The sequence below is a fragment of the Paractinoplanes rishiriensis genome (assembly GCF_016862375.1).
Taxonomy (GTDB): Bacteria; Actinomycetota; Actinomycetes; order Mycobacteriales; family Micromonosporaceae; genus Actinoplanes; species Actinoplanes rishiriensis.
This window is the reverse complement of sequence record NZ_BOMV01000063.1, coordinates 116,302-135,225: the sequence shown is the minus strand read 5'-3', so window position 1 is coordinate 135,225 and position 18,924 is coordinate 116,302. Positions and strand designations below refer to the sequence as shown.

Genomic DNA, 18,924 nt, shown 5'->3' with positions numbered 1-18,924 from the left:
TGCCTCCTGAGGTGGGGGAACCTCGGGTGGGGTCCCTGCCACGCGACTCTAACCATCAAGTGACATATATCGATGCTTTCGGCTCATACCAGTTGCCCTCTCCCGCGGGCGGGATGGCTACCCTGTCCGCCATGCGACCGGACGAGGCCGAGCGGGTGCAGGACGAGTTGCGCACCCGGCTGGTGCTGCCGGCCGGCCGCGGCCCGCTGCCCGGGACCGTGGTCGGCCTGGACGTCACCTACGACACCGGCTCGGACCGCGCGGTGGCCGCCGCGGTGCTGGTCGAGGTGTCCAGCCGGGCGGTGCTCGAGGTCGCCACGGCGGCCGGCGAGGTCACTTTCCCGTACGTACCGGGCCTGCTCGCCTTCCGGGAGGTCCCGTTGCTGCTGGCCGCGATCGACCGGCTCAGCCAGCCACCGCCCCTGCTCATCTGCGACGGTTACGGGGTGGCCCACCCGCGCCGCTTCGGCCTGGCCTGCCACCTCGGCGTGCTGCTCGACGTGCCGGCGTTCGGCGTGGCCAAGACCGCATTCGTGGGCACCGGCCCGGAGCCGGCCGCACACCGCGGCGCCTGGTCCGACCTGACCGACCGGGGCGAGGTCGTGGGCCGCCGGGTGCGCACCCGCGACCACACCAAGCCGGTCTTCGTGTCCGCCGGCCACCGCATCGCCCTAGCCGACTGCACCGATCTGGCGGTACGCCTGAGCGCCGGTTTCCGGATCCCCGAACCTACCCGCCAGGCCGACATCAGCTCCCGGGCCGCGCTGCGCGCCTCTCAGAACGGGTAGGTCGCGGCCTGGCTGCGGACGGTCACCCAGCGGGTCTCGGTGAACGCCTCGATGTTGGCCTGTGCGCCGCCGAAGCGGGAGCCGGTGCCCGAGGCGCCGGTGCCGCCGAACGGGGCGTTCGCCTCGTCGTTCACGGTCTGGTCGTTGATGTGCACGATGCCGGTGGGGATGCGGTCGGCCAGTTCGACGCCGCGCATCGCGTCCCGGGTGACGATGCCCAGGGACAGGCCGTACTCGCTGGTGGTGGCCAGCGCAACCGCCTCGTCGACGGTGCCGAAGCGGGCCACCGGGGCGACCGGGCCGAAGATCTCGCGGGCGAACGCCGGCGTGGTGGCGCCGACCCCGGCCAGCACGGTGGGCCGGTAGAACAGCCGGTCGAACTCGCCGCCGGCGGCCAGCCGCACGCCGTCGCCGACGCTGGCCGTGACGATGTCGTGGATCTTGTCGCGCTGGCCCTCGTCGATGATCGGGCCGAGCGCTACCTGCTCCCGGGCCGGGTCGCCGACCGGCAGCTTGGCCGCCTTGTCCGCCAGCCGCTCGACGAACTCGTCGTAGATGCGCTCGTGCACCAGGTGCCGGCCGGTGGTCATGCAGATCTGTCCCTGGTGGAACCAGCTGCCCCAGGCGGCCAGCCCGACCGCGGCGTCCAGGTCGGCGTCGTCCAGCACGATCAGCGCCGAGTTGCCGCCCAGCTCGAGGTGGGCCCGCTTGAGGTGGCTGCCGGCCAGCGCGCCGACCCGGCGGCCGGCCTCGGTGGAACCGGTGAACGAGATGACCGGCACCCGCGGGTCGGAGACCATGGCCTCGCCCACGTCGGCGGCACCGGGCAGCACCTGGAGCAGCCCGTCCGGCAGGCCGGCCTCCTGGAAGATGCGGGCCAGCACCAGACCGCCGGTCACCGCCGTCCGGGGATCGGGCTTGAGCAGTACGGCGTTGCCGAGCGCCAGTGCCGGCGCGACCGAGCGGATGGCCAGGATGATCGGCACGTTGAACGGTGCGATCACGCCGACCACCCCGGCCGGGTAGCGGCGGGTCATCGACAGCCGGGGGTCGCCGGAGGGCACCAGTTCGCCGTACGGGCGGCTGGGCAGCGCCGCCGCCTCCCAGCACTCCTGCTCGGCCACGTGCACCGCGAACCCGGCCATCCCGGGGATCGCGCCGACCTCGCGGATGTTCCACCAGGAGATCTCCTCGGCATGCTCGGCCCAGAGCGCGGCGGCCCTGCGCAGCACCGCGGCCCGGTGGAAGTGCGGCGCCGCGGCCCACTCCCGCTGCGCCTCGGCGGCCACCTTGGCGGCGCGGGTCACGTCGTCGGGGGTGGCCAGGGTGACCTGGCCCAGGGCCTCGCCGGTGGCCGGTTCGATCACGTCGATGGACGCGCCGCTGCCGGGCCGCCAGGAGCCACCGTCGAAGATCAGGTCGTGCCAGCGGTTGCTGTCGAGAAGAGCCATCAGGGCCTCCGAGCGTCGGGCGGGGTGCGCCCAACCTAGGCCGAGATTTCCCAGCAATCAACACGCTGTTTCAACAGTTCGAACATCAGGACCGGGGTCGATATCCCAGCTGGTGCGAGATGTCCGCGGCGCACCGCAGCAGCGGCCCGGACAGCCGGCTGATCACCGACTCGACCGAGGTGGTCCAGGTGGTCAGGTGGACGGCCACGTTGATCGCGGCGACCACCTGGCCGGAGCGGTCGCGCACCGGGGCGGCGATCGAGCGCAGCCCGGGGGCGAGTTCCTCGTCGTTCACCGCGACGCCGGCCTGGCGCACCTTGGCCAGCGCGGTGACCAGCTGTTCCCGCACCGTGATGGTCTTGGGGCCGCGGCGGGCCAGGTCCATCCGGTCGAGCAGCGGGCGCAGCGCCACCGGGTCGCGGTAGGCCAGCAGCACCTTGCCCATCGACGTGCAGTAGGCCGGCAGCCGGGACCCGACGTGCAGGTTGAGGTCGACGGCCAGGCCCGCGGTGCGCCGGCTGCGGCGCCGCTCGACGTAGACGATGTCGGCGCCGTCGAGCACCGCCATGCTGGCCGCGCATCCGGTCTCGTCGGAGAGCACCTGGAGGTATCCGGCGGCCACCCCGGTGATCTCCATCGAGCTGATCGCGGCGAACCCGAGGTCGACCACCCGCGGGCCGAGCGAGTACTTGCGGGTGTCCGGGTCCTGCTGGAGGAAGCCGAGCGCGGTCAGCGTGGCCACGTAGCGGTGGGTGGTGCTGCGGTTGAGGTCGACCGCGCGGGACAGCTCGGCGATGCCCAGCACCGGCCCGTTCTCCGCGAACTCGGTGAGAATCCGCAGCCCACGCTCGAGGGACTGGGAGAAGGACCCGGATGCGTCGGCCATGGTGTCGCACTCTATCAACACGAGTTCCGGATATTCGAACAAGCCGTTGACGGCCCCGAGAGGCGACTCCTACCTTCCTCGGCACCAGTCCTCGCCAGGAGGCTTCCCATGAATGTCAGCCAATCGGGCATCACCCGGCGCGACCTGCTCCGCGCGACCGGCATCGGCATCTCCCTGACCGCCACCGCGCCGCTGCTGACCGCGTGCGGCGGCCTGGGCAGCGAGGAGAGTTCCGGCAACACCAGCAAACCCGTCCTCAAGATCGGCTTCGTCAGCCCGCGGACCGGTGCCGCGGCCGGCTTCGGCGAACCCGACGCCTACGTCCTGGATCTGGCCAAGAAGGCACTCGCCGGTGGGCTCTCGATCGGCGGCACCCAGTACGAGGTGCAGATCCTCGACCGGGACAGCCAGTCCAACCCGCAGCGCTCCGCGCAGGTCGCCAACGACCTGATCAACGGCGACGCGGTCGACCTGATGCTCACCACGTCCACCCCCGAGACGGTCAACCCGGTCTCCGACGCGTGCGAGGCGGCCGGCGTGCCGTGCGTCTCCACCGTGGTGCCCTGGCAGGCCTGGTACTTCGGCCGCGGCGCCAAGCCGGAGGAGAAGAACGCCTACAAGTTCACCTACCACTTCTGCTTCGGCGTCGAGCAGTTCCACAACATGTACACCCACGAGTGGCCGCAGGTGCCGACGAACAAGAAGGTCGGTGTCATGTGGCCGAACGACTCGGACGGCAACGCCATCCGGGCCGCGCTCGGCCCGCTGCTGACCAAGTCCGGCTACACCATCGTGGACCCGGGCGCCTACACCAGCGGCACCAACGACTACTCGGCGCAGATCGCCCTGTTCAAGCGGGAGAACTGCGAGATCTTCAATACCTTCCCGATCCCGCCGGACTTCGCCACGTTCTGGCGGCAGGCCGCCCAGCAGGGATATCAGCCGAAGATCTGCCAGGTTGCCAAGACCGGGCTGTTCCCGTCGCAGATCGAGGCGCTCGGTCCGATCGGCCTGAACATCGCGGGCGGTGCCTACTGGGCGCCGTGGTGGCCGTACAAGTCGTCGCTGACCGGCGTCGACAGCAAGGCGCTCGGCGACGGCTACCAGGCCGCCGGCAAGCAGTGGAACCAGCAGCTCGGGCCGAGCCTCGCGCTGTTCGACGTGGCCGCCGCGGCGTTCCAGGCCGTCGCCGACCCCAAGGACAAGGCGGGCGTGGCCAAGGCGATCGGGTCGCTGAGCATCGACACCCCGGTCGGCAAGCTGGAGTTCGGCAAGGGCCCGAACGCCAACGTGGTGACCGCGCCGATCCTCGGCGGCCAGTGGATCAAGTCGACGGACAGCCGCTACCAGGTCGAGTTCGTCCAGGTGGAGAACTCCTCCGACCCCAACGTGCCGGTCGCCGCGAAACTGCTGCCGTACCGATGACGGTCATTCTGGACGGCCGCGGGCTCGGCATGCGCTACGGCGACCTGCAGGTGTTGCAGGGTGTCGACTTCACGGTCTCCGCGGGCGAGGCGGTCGGCATCGTCGGCCCGAACGGGGCCGGAAAGACGACGCTGCTCAACGTCCTGGCCGGCGCGGTGCGCCCGTCGGCCGGGACGGTGTCGTTCCGCGGGCGCGACATCACCCGCACCCGGCCCGACCAGCGCTGCCGGATGGGCGTGGGCCGGGCGTTCCAGGTGCCGCGCCCGTTCGGCGGGATGACCGTGCTGGAGAACGTGGTGGTCGCGGCGGCATACGGCGCCGGGCTGTCCGGCGCCGCGGCGCACCGGCGCTGCATCGAGGTGCTCGACGAATGCGGGCTGGCCGGGCTGGCCAACCGCCGTGCCGAGAGCCTCGGCCTGCTGCACCGCAAGCGCCTGGAACTGGCCCGCTGCCTGGCCACCGGCCCGGACGTGGTGCTGCTCGACGAGATCGGGGCGGGCCTCACCGACGCCGAGGCGGCCGAGTTGGTCACCGCGATCAAGCAGGTCCGGGCCGGCGGCACCGCGATCGTCTGGATCGAGCACATCGTGCACGTCCTGGTGCAGGTGGTGGAGCGGCTGGTCTGCATGGACACCGGCCGGGTGATCGCCGACGGGGAACCGCAGGCGGTGCTCGGCGACGCCGTCGTGATCGACGCGTACCTCGGAAAGGCAACCGGATGAGCCTGCTCGCGGTGGACGGCCTCGGTTCCCGGCACGGCCTGCTGCACGCCGTGCGCGGCGTCTCGTTCGCGGTGGCCGAGGGCGAGGTGGTGGCGCTGATCGGCGCCAACGGCGCCGGCAAGACCACGCTGCTGCGCACGGTCGCGGGGGCACATCCGCCGGCCGAGGGCATGGTCTCGTACGACGGAGCCGACCTGGCCGGGGTGCCGGCGCACGAGCGGGTGCGCCGCGGCATCGCCCTGGTCCCCGAGGGCCGCAAGCTGTTCGGCGAGCTGACGGTCGAGGAGAACCTGCTGGTCGCCGGCCGCCGCGCCCGGCCCGGCCCGTGGAATCTCGAGACCGTGCTGGACGCGTTCCCGGTGCTGCGCCCGTTGCGCGGCCGGCTCGCGGCCCGGCTCTCCGGCGGCCAGCAGCAGGCCACCGCGATCGCCCGGGCGCTGATGACCAACCCGCGGCTGCTGCTCATCGACGAGGTCTCGCTGGGCCTGTCCCCCAAGGCCGTCGACGAGGTGTACGCCAACCTGACCGTGCTCCGCGACCGCGACGCCACCGTGCTGCTGGTGGAACAGGACCTGAACCGGGCCCTGGCCGTCGCCGACCGGGTGATCTGCCTGCTGGAGGGCAGCATCGTGCTGGACCGCAAGACCGCGGCGGTGACCCGCGACGAGGTGGTCACCGCCTACTTCGGGTTTGCGAGGCCGTCGTGAACCTGCTGAACGCCATCCTGCAGGGCATCTTCCTAGGCGGCCTGTACGCGCTGTTCGCCTGCGGCCTCTCGCTGATCTTCGGGGTTATGCGGATCATCAACCTGGCGCACGGCGACCTGGCCGTGCTCGGTGCGTTCCTGGTGTGGACGCTGAGCACGCAGGCCGGCCTGTCCCCGTTCTGGGCGCTGGTGCCGGCCCTGCCGGCCATGCTCGTGGTCGGCTATCTGCTGCACCGGACGGTGCTGGCCCGCAGCCTGCGCGGCGGCGCGCTGACCCCGCTGCTGACCACGTTCGGGCTGGCCATCGTCATCCAGAACGCGCTGCTGGAGGGCTACTCGCCGGACGTGCGCTCGCTCGGCGGCGCGGCCGGCGGGATCGCCACCGGCAGCTGGCGGATCACCGACCAGCTCTCGGTCTCGTACCTGGGCGTGCTGATCCTCGCGGTGGCCGTGCTGGTGCTCGGCGGCCTGCAGCTGGCCCTGCGCCGCACCGCGTTCGGCCGGGAGATGCGGGCCACCGCGCAGGACGCGGACACCGCCGCGCTGGTCGGCGTGCCGGCCCAGTCGGTGTACGCCCGGGCCACCGCGATCGCCGTGGCCACCGCGACCCTGGCCGGGGTGTTCCTGGCGATCCGGTCCACCTTCGACGCGTCCAGCGGCCCGACCCAGCTGATCTTCGCGTTCGAGGCGGTGGTGATCGGCGGCCTGGGCTCGCTGTGGGGCACGCTCTGGGGCGGCATGGTGCTGGGCGTGGCGCAGACCATCGGCGCCACCATCGACCCGCAGTACTCGATCCTGGCCGGCCACCTGGTCTTCCTCATCGTGCTGGCCAGCCCGCGCGGCCGGTCTCTGTTCAGCTACCGCCGGGAAGGACGCACCGCATGACGGATCAGTGGACCGTGCAGCGTTCGGGGCGGGCCACCCGGGTGGCGTCGACCGGGCTGGTCGCGTTCGGAATCGCGCTTTTTGCCGTGCCTTTTCTCTTCCGGACCGACGTGGTGCAGCAGCTCACCACGCTGTGCACGCTGATCATCATGGCCGTGATGTGGAACGTGCTGGCCGGCTACGGCGGGCTGGTCTCCGTGGGCCAGCAGGCGTTCATCGGGTTCGGCGCGTACGGGACGGTGTTCCTGGCCCAGCGCGACGTGCACCCCTATCTGGCCGTGGTGCTGGCCTCGATCGCCTCGGCCGTGCTGGCGGTGGCGCTGGCCCCGCTGCTGCTGCGGCTGCGCGGTGGCCAGTTCGCGGTCGGCACCTGGGTCGTCGCCGAGGCGCTGGCCCTGCTCATCGCGCTGGACGAGGACCTCGGCGGCGGCACCGGCGTGTCGCTGCGCGGCCTCAACGCGTTCGCACCGGACTGGCGCCGCGCGTACACCTATTGGTTGACCTTGGCCTTCACCCTCCTCCTGCTGCTCCTGGTCTTCCTGCTGCTGCGCCGGCGCAGCGGCGCGGCCATCCAGGCGATCCGCGACGACGAGGAGGCCGCCGCCTCGCTCGGGGTCCGGGTCGGCCCGCTGAAGTTCGTGCTGTTCGTGCTGGCCGGCTTCGGCTGCGGCGCGGCCGGTGCGCTCACCCTGGCCAACACGCTGTTCATCCAGCCGCAGTCGATCTTCGGGGTGCAGTGGTCGGCCTACATGCTGTTCATGGTCCTGGTCGGCGGGATCGGCACGTACGAGGGGCCGATCCTGGGCGCGGTGCTGTTCTTCCTGCTGCAGGACTGGTTCGCCCAGTTCGGCGCCTGGTACCTGATCGGCCTGGGCGCGGTGGCCATCGCGTTCGCGCTGTTCCTGCCGCGCGGGCTGTGGAGCCTCGCCGACGACCGGCTGCCGTTCCGGTTACTACCGGTCGGCTACTCGTTACGGCCCGCTCGATAGCATGCAGTCATGATCGATAAGGTGCTGCACGCCATCGGCGGCGAGCGGGTCGGCTCGATCAGCGGCCGGTTCCATCCGAACTACGACCCGTGGACCGGCGCGGCCCTCACCGAGGTCGCGTCCGGCGACGGCGAGGATGCCCGGCTGGCGATCGAGGCCGCGCACGCCGCGTTCCCGGGCTGGGCCGCGCTGCCGCCGAGCGACCGGCAGGTGCTGTTCATCCGGGCCGCCGACGCGCTCGCCCGGCGCCGCGACGAGGTGCTCGGCCTGCTGGCCGCCGAGACCGGCTGCGGACCGTACTTCGGCGGGGTGCAGTTCAACTTCTGCCTCACCATGCTGCGCGGGGCGGCCGGGCTGGCGCACGCGCCGACCGGCCAGATCCTGCCCACCGACCTGCCCGGCTCGCGCGCGCTCGCGGTGCGCCGGCCGGTCGGGGTGGTCGCCGCCATCGCGCCCTGGAACGCGGCGCTGAGCCTGGCCGGGCGGGCCGTGGTGGGCCCGCTCGCGCTCGGCAACACCGTGGTGCTCAAGCCCAGCGAGGAGTCGCCGATCACCGGCGGCACGCTGTGGGCCGAGGTGTTCGCCGAGGCCGGGCTGCCGCCCGGGGCGTTGAACGTCGTCACACACGCGCCCGGCGACGCCGGCATGATCGCCGAAGAACTCGTCACCCATCCCCTGGTCCGGCGGATCAGCTTCACCGGCTCGACGGTCACCGGCCGGCGGCTCGCCGAGCTCGCGGCGCGTTACCTGAAACGGCCGGTGCTGCAGCTCAGCGGCCACAACGCGCTGATCGTGCTGGCCGACGCCGACCTCGGCCTGGCGGTCGACGCGGCCACCTACGGCGCCTTCGTGCACCAGGGCGAGATCTGCATGTGCGTACGCCGGATCCTGGTCGACCGGCCGGTCGCCGAGGAGTTCACCGAACGCTTCATCGCCAAGGTGTCCCGGCTGCCGGTCGGCGACCCGCGCGACCCGGGCACCGTGGTCGGCCCGCTGATCAACGAGTGGGCGCTGAGCCTGATCGGCCGCCGGGTGGACGAGGCGGTGTCGCTCGGCGCCCGGCTGCTGACCGGCGGCACGGCCCAGCCGCCCTGCTATCCGCCGACCGTGCTCACCGACATCCCGGCCGACGCCGAGATCGCGTCCGAGGAGACGTTCGGGCCGGTGGCGCTGCTCGAGACGGTGGACGGGCCGGAGGAGGCGATCCGGCGGGCCAACGCGTCCCGGTACGGGCTGACCGCCGGGATCATCTCGGCCGACCCGTACCGCGCCCTCGACCTGGCCCGCCGCCTGGAGGTCGGCATCGTGCACGTCAACGACCAGACGGTCAACGACGAGCCGCACATGCCGTTCGGCGGCCTCAAGGACAGCGGCTGGGGCCGGTTCGGCCTCCAGTTCGCCGACGAGGACTTCACTGAACTCCAGTGGATCACCATGCGGGACAGCCGGCGCGAGTTCCCCTTTTAGGGGGCTTCCGGGGCTGGATCACTTCGATCGATGAACCGTCCGAGGCCGGGCCTCGTATGAGAGTGCGGTGGCACGCGCCGCCCTCGACCCGGAGGACTGCCGATTTTGACGCTCATCGACCGATCCCCCCTCGCCGTCACCGAGGGTGGACCCGCCGAAACCGTCATCAGTCGGCCGGCCCGGCCCCGGTGGCGTCGGTTCGCCGGCTGGGGGCTGACCGCACTCGCCGCCGTCCTGGTCTACCTCGTCCTGGTGGTGCCGGACGCGGTGGCCCGGGTCAAGACCGGCACCTGGGTGCCCGGCGCGTTCCTGCGGGTGCCGCTCGAGGGCATCCTCGGCGCCGCCGTGCTGATCGCCCTCTCCCCCCGCTGGCGCCGGCCGATGACCTGGCTGTTCGGGCTGGGGCTCGGCTTCGTGGCGGTGCTCAAGCTCTTCAACATGGGATTCCGTACGGTGCTGGGCCGCCGGTTCAACCCGGTCCTGGACTGGCCGCTGCTCGGCGACGGCTACAACGCGCTGAGCGAGACCGACGGCCGGGCCACCGCCAACGCCGCGGTGGTGGGTGTGATCGTGCTCGGCGTCGTGGTGGTGACGCTGGCCGTGCTCGCGGTGCGGCGGCTGTCCCGGGTCACCGTCCGGTTCGCCGGCCCGGCCCGGCGCGCGCTGATCGGGCTCAGCGCGGTCTGGCTCGCGCTGTCGCTCAGCGGCGTCACGCTGTTCCCCGACAACCCGGTCGCCTCGGACACCGCGGCGGTGCTGCTCAAGACCACCGTCAAGCAGATTCCGGAGGCGCTGCGCGACCAGCGCCGGTTCGCCGAGGCGGCCCGCAACGACCCGTTCCGGAACGTGCCGGCCAACCAACTGGTCGCCGGGCTCCAGGGCAAAGACGTGATCATCGGCGTGGTGGAGAGCTACGGCCGCACCGCGATCGAGGACCCGCAGATGAACGCGGTCGTCGGCCCGGTGCTGGCGGCGAACGAGAAGAAGCTGGCCGCGGCCGGGTTCACCGCCAGGAGCGGCTTCCTGACCTCGTCCACGTTCGGCGGCGGCAGCTGGCTCGCGCACGCGGCGTTCCAGTCCGGCCTGTGGATCAACAGCCAGCAGCGGTACCGCCAGGTGACCGCGAGCGACCGGCTCACCATCACCAAGGCGTTCCAGAACGCCGGCTGGCAGACCGTCGGCGTCGAGCCGGGCAACACGGTGGCCTGGCCGGAGGCGTCGTTCTACGGCTACGAGACGGTGTACGACTCGCGCAACATGGGCTACCGCGGCCCGCGCTTCGGCTGGTCCCGGATGCCCGACCAGTACACGCTGGCGACCTTCCAGCGCGAGGTCTACGGCAAGGCGCACGGCCCGGTGATGGCCGAGGTCACGCTCACCTCGAGCCACGAGCCGTGGACCCCGGTCCCGGCCATGGTCGACTGGGACCGGATCGGCGACGGCCGCGTCTTCGCCCCGATGGCCAAGCGCGGCGAGTCCCGGTCCAAGCTGTGGGGCAACCCCGAGAAAACCCGGCAGGAGTACGCGAAATCGGTCGGTTACTCGGTCGACAGCCTGCTCTCCTGGGCCGCGAAGTACGGCGACGAGAACCTGGTCCTGGTCATGTTCGGCGACCACCAGCCGCTGCCCATCATCGTCGGCACCGGCGCCAGCCACGACATCCCGGTCACCATCATCGCCCACGACGAGGCGGTGCTCGACCGGATCGCCGGCTGGAACTGGGAGGCCGGCCTGAAGCCGTCCCCCACCGCCCCGGTCTGGCGGATGGACGAGTTCCGCGACAAGTTCTTCACCGCGTTCGGCCGGCAGAAGGCGATGTCGCTGCGCAACCCGCACTGACCCTTCGTCCGTCCCGCCGGCAGCATCGGCCGATCGGATGGCGCGAGGCGATGATCGGCTGTTTCCATGTGCGGCGACCCGTCCGTGACGCCTAGGAAAGAGCCATGACCAACGAGGTGACCGTTCCCCTGCTGCCCTGCGCGTCGATTGACGACATCGTCACCTTCTACGGAGCTCTCGGCTTCAGCACCACGTACCAGCAGCGCAAGCCCTACGCCTGCGTGGGACTGAAACGTGAGGACCTGAACCTGCAGTTCTTCGAGATCGCCGGATTCGACCCCGAGCAGTCCTACGGCTCCTGCATCGTGCTCACGCCGGACATCGCGGGACTGCACCGGGCTTTCGCCGCCGGCATGCGGGCCGCGTACGGCAAGGTCCTGGTCTCCGGGATGCCGAGGATGACCCGGCCGAGGCCCCGGAAGAACGCCGACGGGGTGCGCGGCTTCAGCATCGTCGACCCCGGCGGCAACTGGATCCGCGTCTTCCAGAACCCCGCCGCAACGCCGGCGCCGGCACCGCCCAGCTCCGAGGGACGACTGACCAAAGTGCTGGCGACGGCCACCGTGCTGGCCGACTCCAAGGGCGACGCGCGCCAGGCCGCCCGCATCCTCGACAGCGCGCTGGCCCGCCCGCGAGCCGACGACGACCCCGTCACCCACGTGGAGGTCCTGGTGTACCGCGCCGAGTTGGCGATGGTGCTCAACGACCCGCGGACCGCAACGGACATGCTGACCCGTGCGGAGCACATCGCGCTCGACGCGGACCAGACCAGCCGGGCGGCACCAGCCTTCGAGGCCGCGGCCGACCTGGCAGCGGCGCTGCGCTGAGATCCGGAAGCCGGTTGCGGTTCAGCGGGTGAACACCACCTCGGGATGGCGGGGCGACGGGCCGCGCAGCAGGGGCTGGGGGCGGCCGCGGAGGAACTGGTCGAAGAAGGCGCCGAGGTACGCGCGCTGGGCTCGCACGCTGCCGGCCGGGTCGACCGTGCCGAGCACCTCGGCGACGGTTGCGGGCGGCAGGTCGAAGGCGGCGGCGATCGCGGGCACCGAGAACTGGTAGTCGGCGAAGGCGCCGTGGGTGCCGTCCGGGATGCTCAGGTCGAGTTTCCAGGCTCGCTGGTGCTCCCAGAAGCTGGTCCACGACGGGTCGTTCAGCGGGTTGCCCGGTTCTGGCCGGTGGTCGTGGCCCGCGGCGCCGAAGAGCACGAAGGGCCGGTTCAGCCCGAGCCGGGCGGAGTCGCCGAGTTCGCCGACGGGGAAGTCGTACTGCATCGTGCCGTCCAGGTTGACGCCGGCGTCGATGCGGCGGTCGACCAGCATCGTCTCCGCGGCGGTGAAGCCGCCGGCGCTGTAGCCGAACATGCCGATCCGGCGCAGGTCCATCGCGCGGGCCTGGGGGAGGCGGCTGAGGCGGCCCAGCACGAAGCGGGTGTCGTCGACCCGGACACCGATCACCTGGCGGTAGTCGGTCGGGCGCTGGACGGGCGTGACCCGGCCGCCGGGGAACTCGACGGGGGCCTCGCCGGTGTGGTCGATGGTCACCACGACGTAGCCGCGGCTGGCCAGATCCTCGACGTGGTTGGTGCCGAGGATCCGGGAGGTGCCGCCTCCCGGCGAGTACAGGATCACGGGGTGCCGCCCCACGGCGGGCGCGCCGGCTCGCGCGTGGGTGACCGTGCCGGGGTAGTCGATCGAACCGGCCGGGAGACCGAGGGCGGTGGCGACCTCGTCGGCCAGAGCGGCGCCGGCCCGCGGCGGGGCGTACCGGGCCCGCGGCCCCACCGGCGACGCCGGGTACCAGATACTGACCATCAGTTCGCGGACGTCGCCGAGCCCCCACGGGTCCGGGCGGCCCCGGTCCACGAGGTGCACCTCGACGGTGCCGATGGGGTGCGGGCCGGTGGGTTCCGGGAGGTCCAGCCGGTACGCCGTGGGCGCGGCCGCGGCGGCCGCGGCGGGACCGGCGACCGCCGTCGCCACCGGGCCCACGGTGATCAGACGAAGCATGCTGCGTCGGGTCAACATGGCTCGACGTTAATCGCTCAACGCCACACCGACGCCGGATGATTAACCTCACCTTAAGGAGTACACACCGGACGGTGATCATGGAATGCCGGGCGGTAAGGTCCTGAACTCCGGGTGAACTGAAGGGGATCGATCGCGTGCGCCGTACCAGACGCAACATTGTTCTACTGGTGACCGTGGTCGCGGTGACGGCAGCGCTCGGGACCGCGCTGCCGTTGCTGGCGGACGACAAGGCCGAGCTGACCTTCGCCGCCGCGACCGACACCACGACGACGCAGGTGCTGCAGGACGGCGACAACGGCGCCAAGACGACGCTCGCCACCTGCCCGGCGGTGTGTGACGGCAACCCGCAGGGGTGGCGCGACGCCGTGCTGAGCTTCGACGTCGAGGGGCTGCCGGCCGGCGCCACCGGCGTCACGGCCACCATGCGGCTGTTCTCCTGGGACAAGTTCGCCACGGCGACCACCGTGCACGCGGGCGGCGCCGCGGCGGGCACCGGCGTGGTCGCCGCCCGGGCGTCCGTGGGCGGCGCGCTGAGCAGCGCGGCCGCGGTCAGCAAGGGTTACAACACCTGGGACGTCTCCGCGGCGGTCCAGGCCAACGGCACGTACACCTTCACCGTGCGGCAGACCGGGCTGGCCAGCCGGGTCTACTGGGCCTCCCGGGAGAATAAGAACACCTCGATCCGCCCGCAGCTGGTGCTCTCCTACCGCGACGTCGCGGAGAAGCCCGGCCCGTCCGCGACCAGCGCCCAGCCGGCGCCGAGCAGCGCGGCCCCGGTCGTCACCCCGACCACCAAGCCGGCGCCCTCGTCCGCATCCCCGTCGGTCCCGGCCACGCCGACCCGGACCGTCACGGCAAGCCCGACCGTCGCCCAGCCCAAACCGGACGGATGGCAGCTCACCTGGTCCGACGAGTTCGACGGCAGCCAGCTCGACAAGGCCAAGTGGCAGGCCAAGGACAACACCATGGTCGACTACGATCTGGCCTGCATCACCGCCGACGGCGACAACGTCTTCGTCAAGGGCGGCATGGTGACGCTGCGGGTCCGCAAGGAGACCGAGACCTGCGGCAAGGAGACCCGCGACTACTCCACCGCCTACCTGACCACCCAGGGCCGCGCGTCCTTCACCTACGGCCGGTTCGAGGTGCGGGCCAAGACGCCGACCGGGCCGGACAACTCGACGGGCCTGTGGCCGGCCTTCTGGCTGCGGCCGGACGACGGCGGCGTGGGCGAGATCGACGTGATGGAGCTGCCCGGCGGCGCGAAGTACTACAAGGCCGCGACCCAGGCCATCTTCCTCGACTACACGCCGGTCAAGCAGGACCACCGCTACGAGTTCCCGAGCGGGTACCCGGCGGACGGCTTCCACACCTACACCACCGAGTGGGAGCCCGGCGTGCTGCGCTGGTACATCGACGGCAAGCTGGTCTGGCAGCGCGACCGGTCCACCACGCCGTGGTTCGACAAGGCGTTCAGCCGGCCGTTCCACCTCCGGCTGAACTTCCAGGTCGGCGGCTGGCTGGGTGATCCGGACGCGGCGACCCGGCTGCCGGCGGACTTCCAGGTCGACTATGTACGAGTGTGGAAACGCGGCTGAACCTTTGGGTAACGCGAGATTTACCGGCAGTTGGTAGGCTCGCACTGTCCAGAGTGGCTTGGCGGCCCTTCTTTGGCGGCACCGACCGGGGCGGAACACCCGGTCCACTGTGCTACCCAGCGAAAGGGCGCCAGAAGGCCATGAACCACTCGCCGACCACTGCGCTCACCACCATGCCGGTCATCCCCGTCACCTCGACGCGGCCGGTGTGGCAGCGACATTATCTCTACGCCGTGATCCTCACCGATGTCGTCGTCTCGCTGCTTGCCGCGCTGCTCGCCATGCAGATCCGGTTCGGCGGCGACCTGGCCATCGACGGCTGGTCGTACGCGCTGATCAGCTGCGCACTGCCGCTGGTCTGGGTGACCGCGCTGATGCTCAACCACGCGTACGACGCCCGCTTCCTCTACGTCGGCAACGAGGAGTACCAGCGGCTGCTGCGTGCCGCCCTCGCGCTGACCGCGATCATCGCCTTCGTGGCGTACGCGACCGACACCGGAGTCGCCCGCGGCTACGTCACCATCACGATTCCGCTGACCACCGTGCTCGGCCTGCTCGGCCGCTACCTCAACCGGTTCCTGCTGCACCGCTCCTGGGCCCGCGGCCGCTGCCTGCGGCGGGTGCTGGTGGTGGGCCACGCCGCGTCGGTCGCCGGCCTCACCGGCCAGCTGCGCCACGAGCGGTACCACGGCCTCGAAGTGGTGGCCGCCTGCCTGCCGCAGTTCGACGAGCTACCGCCGCAGCTGCGTACCGTGCCGGTCGTGGAGGGACTCGACCGGGCGGCCGAGACGGCCCGCCGGGCCGGCGCCGACACCGTGATCGTGCTGGCCTGCCCCGAGCTGGACGGCCCGCGCATGCGCCGTCTCGGCTGGCAGCTCGAGGCGCACGAGATCGAGCTGGTGGTGGCCAGCGCGCTGGTCGAGGTGGCCGGCGACCGCACCACCATCCGGCCGGTGGACGGCCTGCCGATGCTGCACGTCGAACATCCCCGGCTGACCGGGCCGCGGTGGCTGGTCAAGGGCCTGTTCGACCGGCTGAGCGCCGGGCTCGGCCTGCTGCTGCTCGCGCCGGTACTGGCGGCCTGCGCGCTGGCCATCAAGCTGGACCGGAAGGCGCCCGGCCCGGTGCTGTTCCGGCAGACCCGGGTCGGGCGGCACGGCGAGCTGTTCGGCATCTACAAGTTCCGCACGATGCGGGGCGACGCCGAAGACCTGCTGGCCGGGTTGCACGCCCGCAACGAGCACGACGGGGTGCTCTTCAAGGTGCGGCAGGACCCGCGGATCAGCCGGGTCGGCCGGGTGCTGCGCCGCTACTCCCTCGACGAGCTGCCGCAGCTGGTAAACGTGCTGCGCGGGGAGATGTCGCTGGTCGGGCCGCGGCCGCCGCTGCCGGCCGAGGTGGCGGCGTACCCGTCGGACATGCGCCGCCGGCTCGTGGTCCGGCCCGGGCTGACCGGCCTGTGGCAGGTCTCCGGCCGGTCGGACCTGCCGTGGGAGGAGGCCATGCGGCTCGACCTGCGCTACGTGGAGAACTGGACGCTGACCCTCGACCTGATCATCCTGATGCGTACCGGGTCCGCGGTGCTGCGGGCCAGCGGCGCCTACTGAGCCAAGCCGGAAGGCCCCGTACCTCTCGGAGGTACGGGGCCTTTCCGAGGCCCCGGCTCAGATGCCGCGACCGCGCTTGTGCAGGGTGCGGACAATGGTGTCCGGCCGGACCAGGCGGCAGGCAACCGCCATGGCCAGGTACGCGCGGGGTTCCCGGCGGTTGCCGGCGAGCGTGCGCCGGGCCCAGTGCACCGCAGCGCGGGAATGGCCCTGCGCCGCCTCGGCGAAGGCGATCTGACCGGCGACGCGGGCCAGCCCGGCCGGCTCGCCGGCGAACTCGGGATAGCGGTCGAGCAGCCAGCGCAGCGCCTCGGAGATCATCTGCCAGCGCTGGGCGAAGTACGAGCTGCGGTGCCAGCGCACCAGGGTGCCCGGTTCGCGGACATTCACCAGCGGTGCGTGCCGCGCGGCCCGCAGCAGGAACTCGTAGTCCTCGGCGTAGCTGCCCGGGATCTCCTCGTCGACCAGCCCGATGCCGTCGCGCAGGGCCGCGGCCCGGATGAGGAACGTGGACGGGTGCAGCTCGGTCATCCGGTCGCGCAGCAGCGCCGGCAGGGTGACCGTGTCGAGGTCGAGCACCCGGTCGAACTCGTCCTGCTCGTAGCGCACCCGGATGCCGCAGCAGGCGAAGTGCGCGCCGCTGCTCTCCAGCGCCGCCACCTGGGCACTGAGCCGGCCAGGCAGCCACTCGTCGTCGTCGTCGCAGAAGCCGATGAGGTCGCCCGAGGCGGCCAGGATCCCGGTGTTGCGGGCGCCCGCCAGCCCGGGGCTGCGGTCGTTGACGAGCACCCGCACGGAACGCTGGTCACCGGCGCGGTTGAGCGACTCGTCCGGCTCGGACCGGTCGTAGACCACCAGGACCTCGATGGCCGCCGGGTGGTCCTGCGCCAGCACCGCGTCGATCGCGCGGCGCAACAGTTCCGGCCGGTCCCGGGTGGGGATGACGGCGGTGACCGCGTTCATCGGCTCCACCGCGATCCGCGCTGCCGGCGCGACGCCACCAGGTCGTCGACGATCCGGCCGACCGCGGCGACGGCGGCGGCACGGGCCTCGGCCGCGTCACCGGTGCCCCGGTCGCCGGCCGCACCGGACCGGGCCAGGCCCTCGCTGAGCGCGTCGGTGAGCTCGCCGGCGGTGGTGCAGAGCCGGATCAGGCCGGCGCCGGCCATCCGGGCGGTGAACAGCATCTGGTGGTCGTCGACATGCTCGCCGTACGCCGGATCGCGGGCGACCACCACCGGGAGGTGCCCGTGCCGGCGCGCCTCGGTGATGCTGGCCGGACCGCCGTGCGTCACCACGACGCGGGCACCGGCCATGGCCGCACCCAGCGCGTCGTGGTCGAGGAACGGCACCGCGCCCGGGATGGCGGGTGCCCGGCTGCGCCCGTGCTGCAGGAGCAGCGAGGGGCGGTCGGCCAGGGCCGCGTACCAGGTCTCGATCCAGTCCATCAGCCGGTCGAAGCGGTGCACGTCGGTGCCCACCGAAACCAGGACGTCCGCTGTCATCAAATCCCTCCGTGGATGCCCCGGCCATCGGGCCGGGCAGGAAACGGAATCGCTGCGGGGCGAGTCCGGGAGTGCCGATTCACTGTCACGGCGGGCTTCACCCGCGCGTCACGCTCGCTCGTCGGCCAGCTAACTGCGGACTGTGCCCGGGCTTATGAAGCGGGCGTTCAAGTACCGCTTCTACCCGAACTCCGAGCAGGCCGCTGAGCTTGCCCGGACGTTCGAATGTGTCCGGCTGGTCTACAACATGGCGTTGCCGGCCGAACCCTTGGACATCGTGTGGTCGCGGCCGCTGCCAGACGGCGCGGCACCGTCCACGGTGACCGTGTTCCGGGACCAGCTTCCGGGCCAGCTTTCGCTGGGCTCGCGGAGGAGCTCTCCGTGATTGCTTGTGGAGGCGACGTAAGACCTCAGCGAGAGTCCTCTCGAACGGGGGCAGTCAGGACGGGAATGATGTCAAATGAGCTTGCCCACCACGGTCGCCTCGGGGTAGAAGCGCCGCTGTTCCTCCCACTGCACGAGCATCGCGGACAGCAGCGGGCGGCACAGCCGGGCGGTGAGCGTCGGCGTGTCGATGCGGTCGTACACCTCGATGTAGACGGTCGGGATGCGCAGCAGCCAGGCCATCACGACGAACGGCACGGCGACGCCGGCGCCGGTGGTCAGCAGCGCGCCGGTGCGGCTGCGGCGGACCATCCGCGCGGCCAGCACGAAGTTGCGCAGCAGGTTGGTCAGGTTGCGGGTGGTGGGGTGGTGCGCCCAGGTCACCGTCTCGCCGCGCAGCAGCGAGACGGCGTCCGGGGTGTCGAAGCTGACCCACTGCCGCGCCCGCGCCCGATACCACGGTTCGAGCGCCAGCAGCTGGGCGAGATGCCCGCCGCTGGACGCGACGAAAAGCAGCGGTGGGTCAGCCATACGTATTCCTCCACACAGGTAATTGGCGGCCCTGTATTGAACGGCACGGATAACCTAACTCGCCGCCGTTACCGCTGAAGCGATCGGCATCAATAGCATTTCTCACACTTTCGA

The 18,924-nt window shown here is 71.7% G+C and carries 18 protein-coding genes; 12 read left to right on the top strand and 6 right to left on the bottom strand.

Features of this window, described 5'->3' with window-relative positions; translation table 11 throughout:
* The first annotated feature begins 131 nt into the window (after positions 1 to 131).
* Positions 132 to 788: an endonuclease V gene (locus Ari01nite_RS30180; RefSeq protein WP_438872244.1), complete on the top strand. Its 657-nt coding sequence runs from the start codon at positions 132 to 134 to the stop codon at positions 786 to 788.
* Here the strand turns inward: Ari01nite_RS30180 and Ari01nite_RS30175 are convergent.
* Both Ari01nite_RS30175 and Ari01nite_RS30170 read right to left on the bottom strand, forming a co-directional pair.
* On the bottom strand, positions 776 to 2,239 hold the full coding sequence (locus tag Ari01nite_RS30175) for a benzaldehyde dehydrogenase (RefSeq protein ID WP_203785597.1): 1,464 nt from the start codon (positions 2,237 to 2,239) through the stop codon (positions 776 to 778). The two genes, Ari01nite_RS30180 and Ari01nite_RS30175, sit on opposite strands and share 13 nt — an antisense overlap.
* A gap of 85 nt (positions 2,240 to 2,324) precedes the next feature.
* On the bottom strand, positions 2,325 to 3,125 hold the full coding sequence (locus Ari01nite_RS30170) for an IclR family transcriptional regulator (RefSeq protein WP_203785596.1): 801 nt from the start codon (positions 3,123 to 3,125) through the stop codon (positions 2,325 to 2,327).
* Positions 3,126 to 3,233: 108 nt separating this feature from the next.
* On the opposite strand from Ari01nite_RS30170, the gene Ari01nite_RS30165 reads away from it, so the two are divergent.
* The 8 genes from Ari01nite_RS30165 (at position 3,234) to Ari01nite_RS30130 (ending at position 11,985) form a co-directional block, all read left to right on the top strand.
* Positions 3,234 to 4,550, top strand: coding sequence for an ABC transporter substrate-binding protein (locus tag Ari01nite_RS30165; protein WP_203785595.1), 1,317 nt, complete (start codon positions 3,234 to 3,236; stop codon positions 4,548 to 4,550).
* Positions 4,547 to 5,272 (top strand): ABC transporter ATP-binding protein, encoded by a 726-nt coding sequence (locus tag Ari01nite_RS30160; protein ID WP_203785594.1) that lies wholly within the window; start codon positions 4,547 to 4,549, stop codon positions 5,270 to 5,272. Before Ari01nite_RS30165 ends, Ari01nite_RS30160 begins: the two co-directional genes overlap by 4 nt.
* Positions 5,269 to 5,979: an ABC transporter ATP-binding protein gene (locus Ari01nite_RS30155; protein ID WP_203785593.1), complete on the top strand. Its 711-nt coding sequence runs from the start codon at positions 5,269 to 5,271 to the stop codon at positions 5,977 to 5,979. Before Ari01nite_RS30160 ends, Ari01nite_RS30155 begins: the two co-directional genes overlap by 4 nt.
* Complete coding sequence (locus tag Ari01nite_RS30150; RefSeq protein WP_203785592.1) at positions 5,976 to 6,863, top strand: branched-chain amino acid ABC transporter permease; 888 nt, start codon at positions 5,976 to 5,978, stop codon at positions 6,861 to 6,863. Before Ari01nite_RS30155 ends, Ari01nite_RS30150 begins: the two co-directional genes overlap by 4 nt.
* Complete coding sequence (locus Ari01nite_RS30145) at positions 6,860 to 7,852, top strand: branched-chain amino acid ABC transporter permease (RefSeq protein WP_203785591.1); 993 nt, start codon at positions 6,860 to 6,862, stop codon at positions 7,850 to 7,852. Before Ari01nite_RS30150 ends, Ari01nite_RS30145 begins: the two co-directional genes overlap by 4 nt.
* A 9-nt stretch (positions 7,853 to 7,861) precedes the next feature.
* The gene (locus Ari01nite_RS30140; protein WP_203785590.1) at positions 7,862 to 9,319 is read left to right on the top strand and encodes an aldehyde dehydrogenase family protein; all 1,458 of its coding nucleotides are present in this window, start codon (positions 7,862 to 7,864) and stop codon (positions 9,317 to 9,319) included.
* Between the two features lie 105 nt (positions 9,320 to 9,424).
* On the top strand, positions 9,425 to 11,158 hold the full coding sequence (locus Ari01nite_RS30135) for an alkaline phosphatase family protein (RefSeq protein ID WP_239163147.1): 1,734 nt from the start codon (positions 9,425 to 9,427) through the stop codon (positions 11,156 to 11,158).
* A 104-nt stretch (positions 11,159 to 11,262) separates the two neighbouring features.
* Positions 11,263 to 11,985, top strand: a complete 723-nt coding sequence (locus Ari01nite_RS30130; RefSeq protein WP_203785589.1) for a DUF8817 family protein — start codon at positions 11,263 to 11,265, stop codon at positions 11,983 to 11,985.
* 21 nt (positions 11,986 to 12,006) lie between these two features.
* Here Ari01nite_RS30130 and Ari01nite_RS30125 read toward each other — a convergent pair whose 3' ends face one another.
* Entirely contained in the window at positions 12,007 to 13,182 is a 1,176-nt protein-coding gene (locus tag Ari01nite_RS30125; RefSeq protein ID WP_203785588.1) for an alpha/beta hydrolase family protein, read from the bottom strand.
* Positions 13,183 to 13,319: 137 nt separating this feature from the next.
* Between Ari01nite_RS30125 and Ari01nite_RS30120 the strand changes: the two genes are divergently transcribed.
* Positions 13,320 to 14,783 (top strand): glycoside hydrolase family 16 protein, encoded by a 1,464-nt coding sequence (locus tag Ari01nite_RS30120; RefSeq protein WP_203785587.1) that lies wholly within the window; start codon positions 13,320 to 13,322, stop codon positions 14,781 to 14,783.
* A 140-nt stretch (positions 14,784 to 14,923) separates the two neighbouring features.
* Complete coding sequence (locus tag Ari01nite_RS30115) at positions 14,924 to 16,390, top strand: sugar transferase (protein WP_203785586.1); 1,467 nt, start codon at positions 14,924 to 14,926, stop codon at positions 16,388 to 16,390.
* A gap of 57 nt (positions 16,391 to 16,447) precedes the next feature.
* Here the strand turns inward: Ari01nite_RS30115 and Ari01nite_RS30110 are convergent, their stop codons facing one another.
* The gene (locus Ari01nite_RS30110) at positions 16,448 to 17,353 is read right to left on the bottom strand and encodes a glycosyltransferase family 2 protein (protein ID WP_203785585.1); all 906 of its coding nucleotides are present in this window, start codon (positions 17,351 to 17,353) and stop codon (positions 16,448 to 16,450) included.
* Positions 17,350 to 17,895 (bottom strand): glycosyltransferase, encoded by a 546-nt coding sequence (locus tag Ari01nite_RS30105; RefSeq protein WP_203785584.1) that lies wholly within the window; start codon positions 17,893 to 17,895, stop codon positions 17,350 to 17,352. The genes Ari01nite_RS30110 and Ari01nite_RS30105 overlap by 4 nt, the downstream gene beginning before the upstream one ends.
* 154 nt (positions 17,896 to 18,049) lie before the next feature.
* Between Ari01nite_RS30105 and Ari01nite_RS30100 the strand changes: the two genes are divergently transcribed.
* Complete coding sequence (locus tag Ari01nite_RS30100) at positions 18,050 to 18,280, top strand: helix-turn-helix domain-containing protein (RefSeq protein ID WP_203785583.1); 231 nt, start codon at positions 18,050 to 18,052, stop codon at positions 18,278 to 18,280.
* Positions 18,281 to 18,351: 71 nt separating this feature from the next.
* On the opposite strand, the gene Ari01nite_RS30095 is transcribed toward Ari01nite_RS30100, so the two are convergent.
* Positions 18,352 to 18,810: a glycosyltransferase family protein gene (locus tag Ari01nite_RS30095; protein WP_203785582.1), complete on the bottom strand. Its 459-nt coding sequence runs from the start codon at positions 18,808 to 18,810 to the stop codon at positions 18,352 to 18,354.
* Positions 18,811 to 18,924 lie beyond the last annotated feature (114 nt).

Excerpts from the sequence above, each read along its gene's own strand:
- Ari01nite_RS30170 (WP_203785596.1), bottom strand. The coding sequence starts at position 3,125 with ATGGCCGACGCATCCGGGTCCTTCTCCCAGTCCCTCGAGCGTGGGCTG.
- Ari01nite_RS30140 (WP_203785590.1), top strand. The coding sequence starts at position 7,862 with ATGATCGATAAGGTGCTGCACGCCATCGGCGGCGAGCGGGTCGGCTCG.
- Ari01nite_RS30155 (WP_203785593.1), top strand. The coding sequence starts at position 5,269 with ATGAGCCTGCTCGCGGTGGACGGCCTCGGTTCCCGGCACGGCCTGCTG.
- Ari01nite_RS30115 (WP_203785586.1), top strand. The coding sequence starts at position 14,924 with ATGAACCACTCGCCGACCACTGCGCTCACCACCATGCCGGTCATCCCC.
- Ari01nite_RS30160 (WP_203785594.1), top strand. The coding sequence starts at position 4,547 with ATGACGGTCATTCTGGACGGCCGCGGGCTCGGCATGCGCTACGGCGAC.
- Ari01nite_RS30145 (WP_203785591.1), top strand. The coding sequence starts at position 6,860 with ATGACGGATCAGTGGACCGTGCAGCGTTCGGGGCGGGCCACCCGGGTG.
- Ari01nite_RS30180 (WP_438872244.1), top strand. The coding sequence starts at position 132 with ATGCGACCGGACGAGGCCGAGCGGGTGCAGGACGAGTTGCGCACCCGG.
- Ari01nite_RS30125 (WP_203785588.1), bottom strand. The coding sequence starts at position 13,182 with ATGTTGACCCGACGCAGCATGCTTCGTCTGATCACCGTGGGCCCGGTG.
- Ari01nite_RS30105 (WP_203785584.1), bottom strand. The coding sequence starts at position 17,895 with ATGACAGCGGACGTCCTGGTTTCGGTGGGCACCGACGTGCACCGCTTC.
- Ari01nite_RS30110 (WP_203785585.1), bottom strand. The coding sequence starts at position 17,353 with ATGAACGCGGTCACCGCCGTCATCCCCACCCGGGACCGGCCGGAACTG.
- Ari01nite_RS30095 (WP_203785582.1), bottom strand. The coding sequence starts at position 18,810 with ATGGCTGACCCACCGCTGCTTTTCGTCGCGTCCAGCGGCGGGCATCTC.
- Ari01nite_RS30165 (WP_203785595.1), top strand. The coding sequence starts at position 3,234 with ATGAATGTCAGCCAATCGGGCATCACCCGGCGCGACCTGCTCCGCGCG.
- Ari01nite_RS30175 (WP_203785597.1), bottom strand. The coding sequence starts at position 2,239 with ATGGCTCTTCTCGACAGCAACCGCTGGCACGACCTGATCTTCGACGGT.
- Ari01nite_RS30130 (WP_203785589.1), top strand. The coding sequence starts at position 11,263 with ATGACCAACGAGGTGACCGTTCCCCTGCTGCCCTGCGCGTCGATTGAC.
- Ari01nite_RS30100 (WP_203785583.1), top strand. The coding sequence starts at position 18,050 with ATGAAGCGGGCGTTCAAGTACCGCTTCTACCCGAACTCCGAGCAGGCC.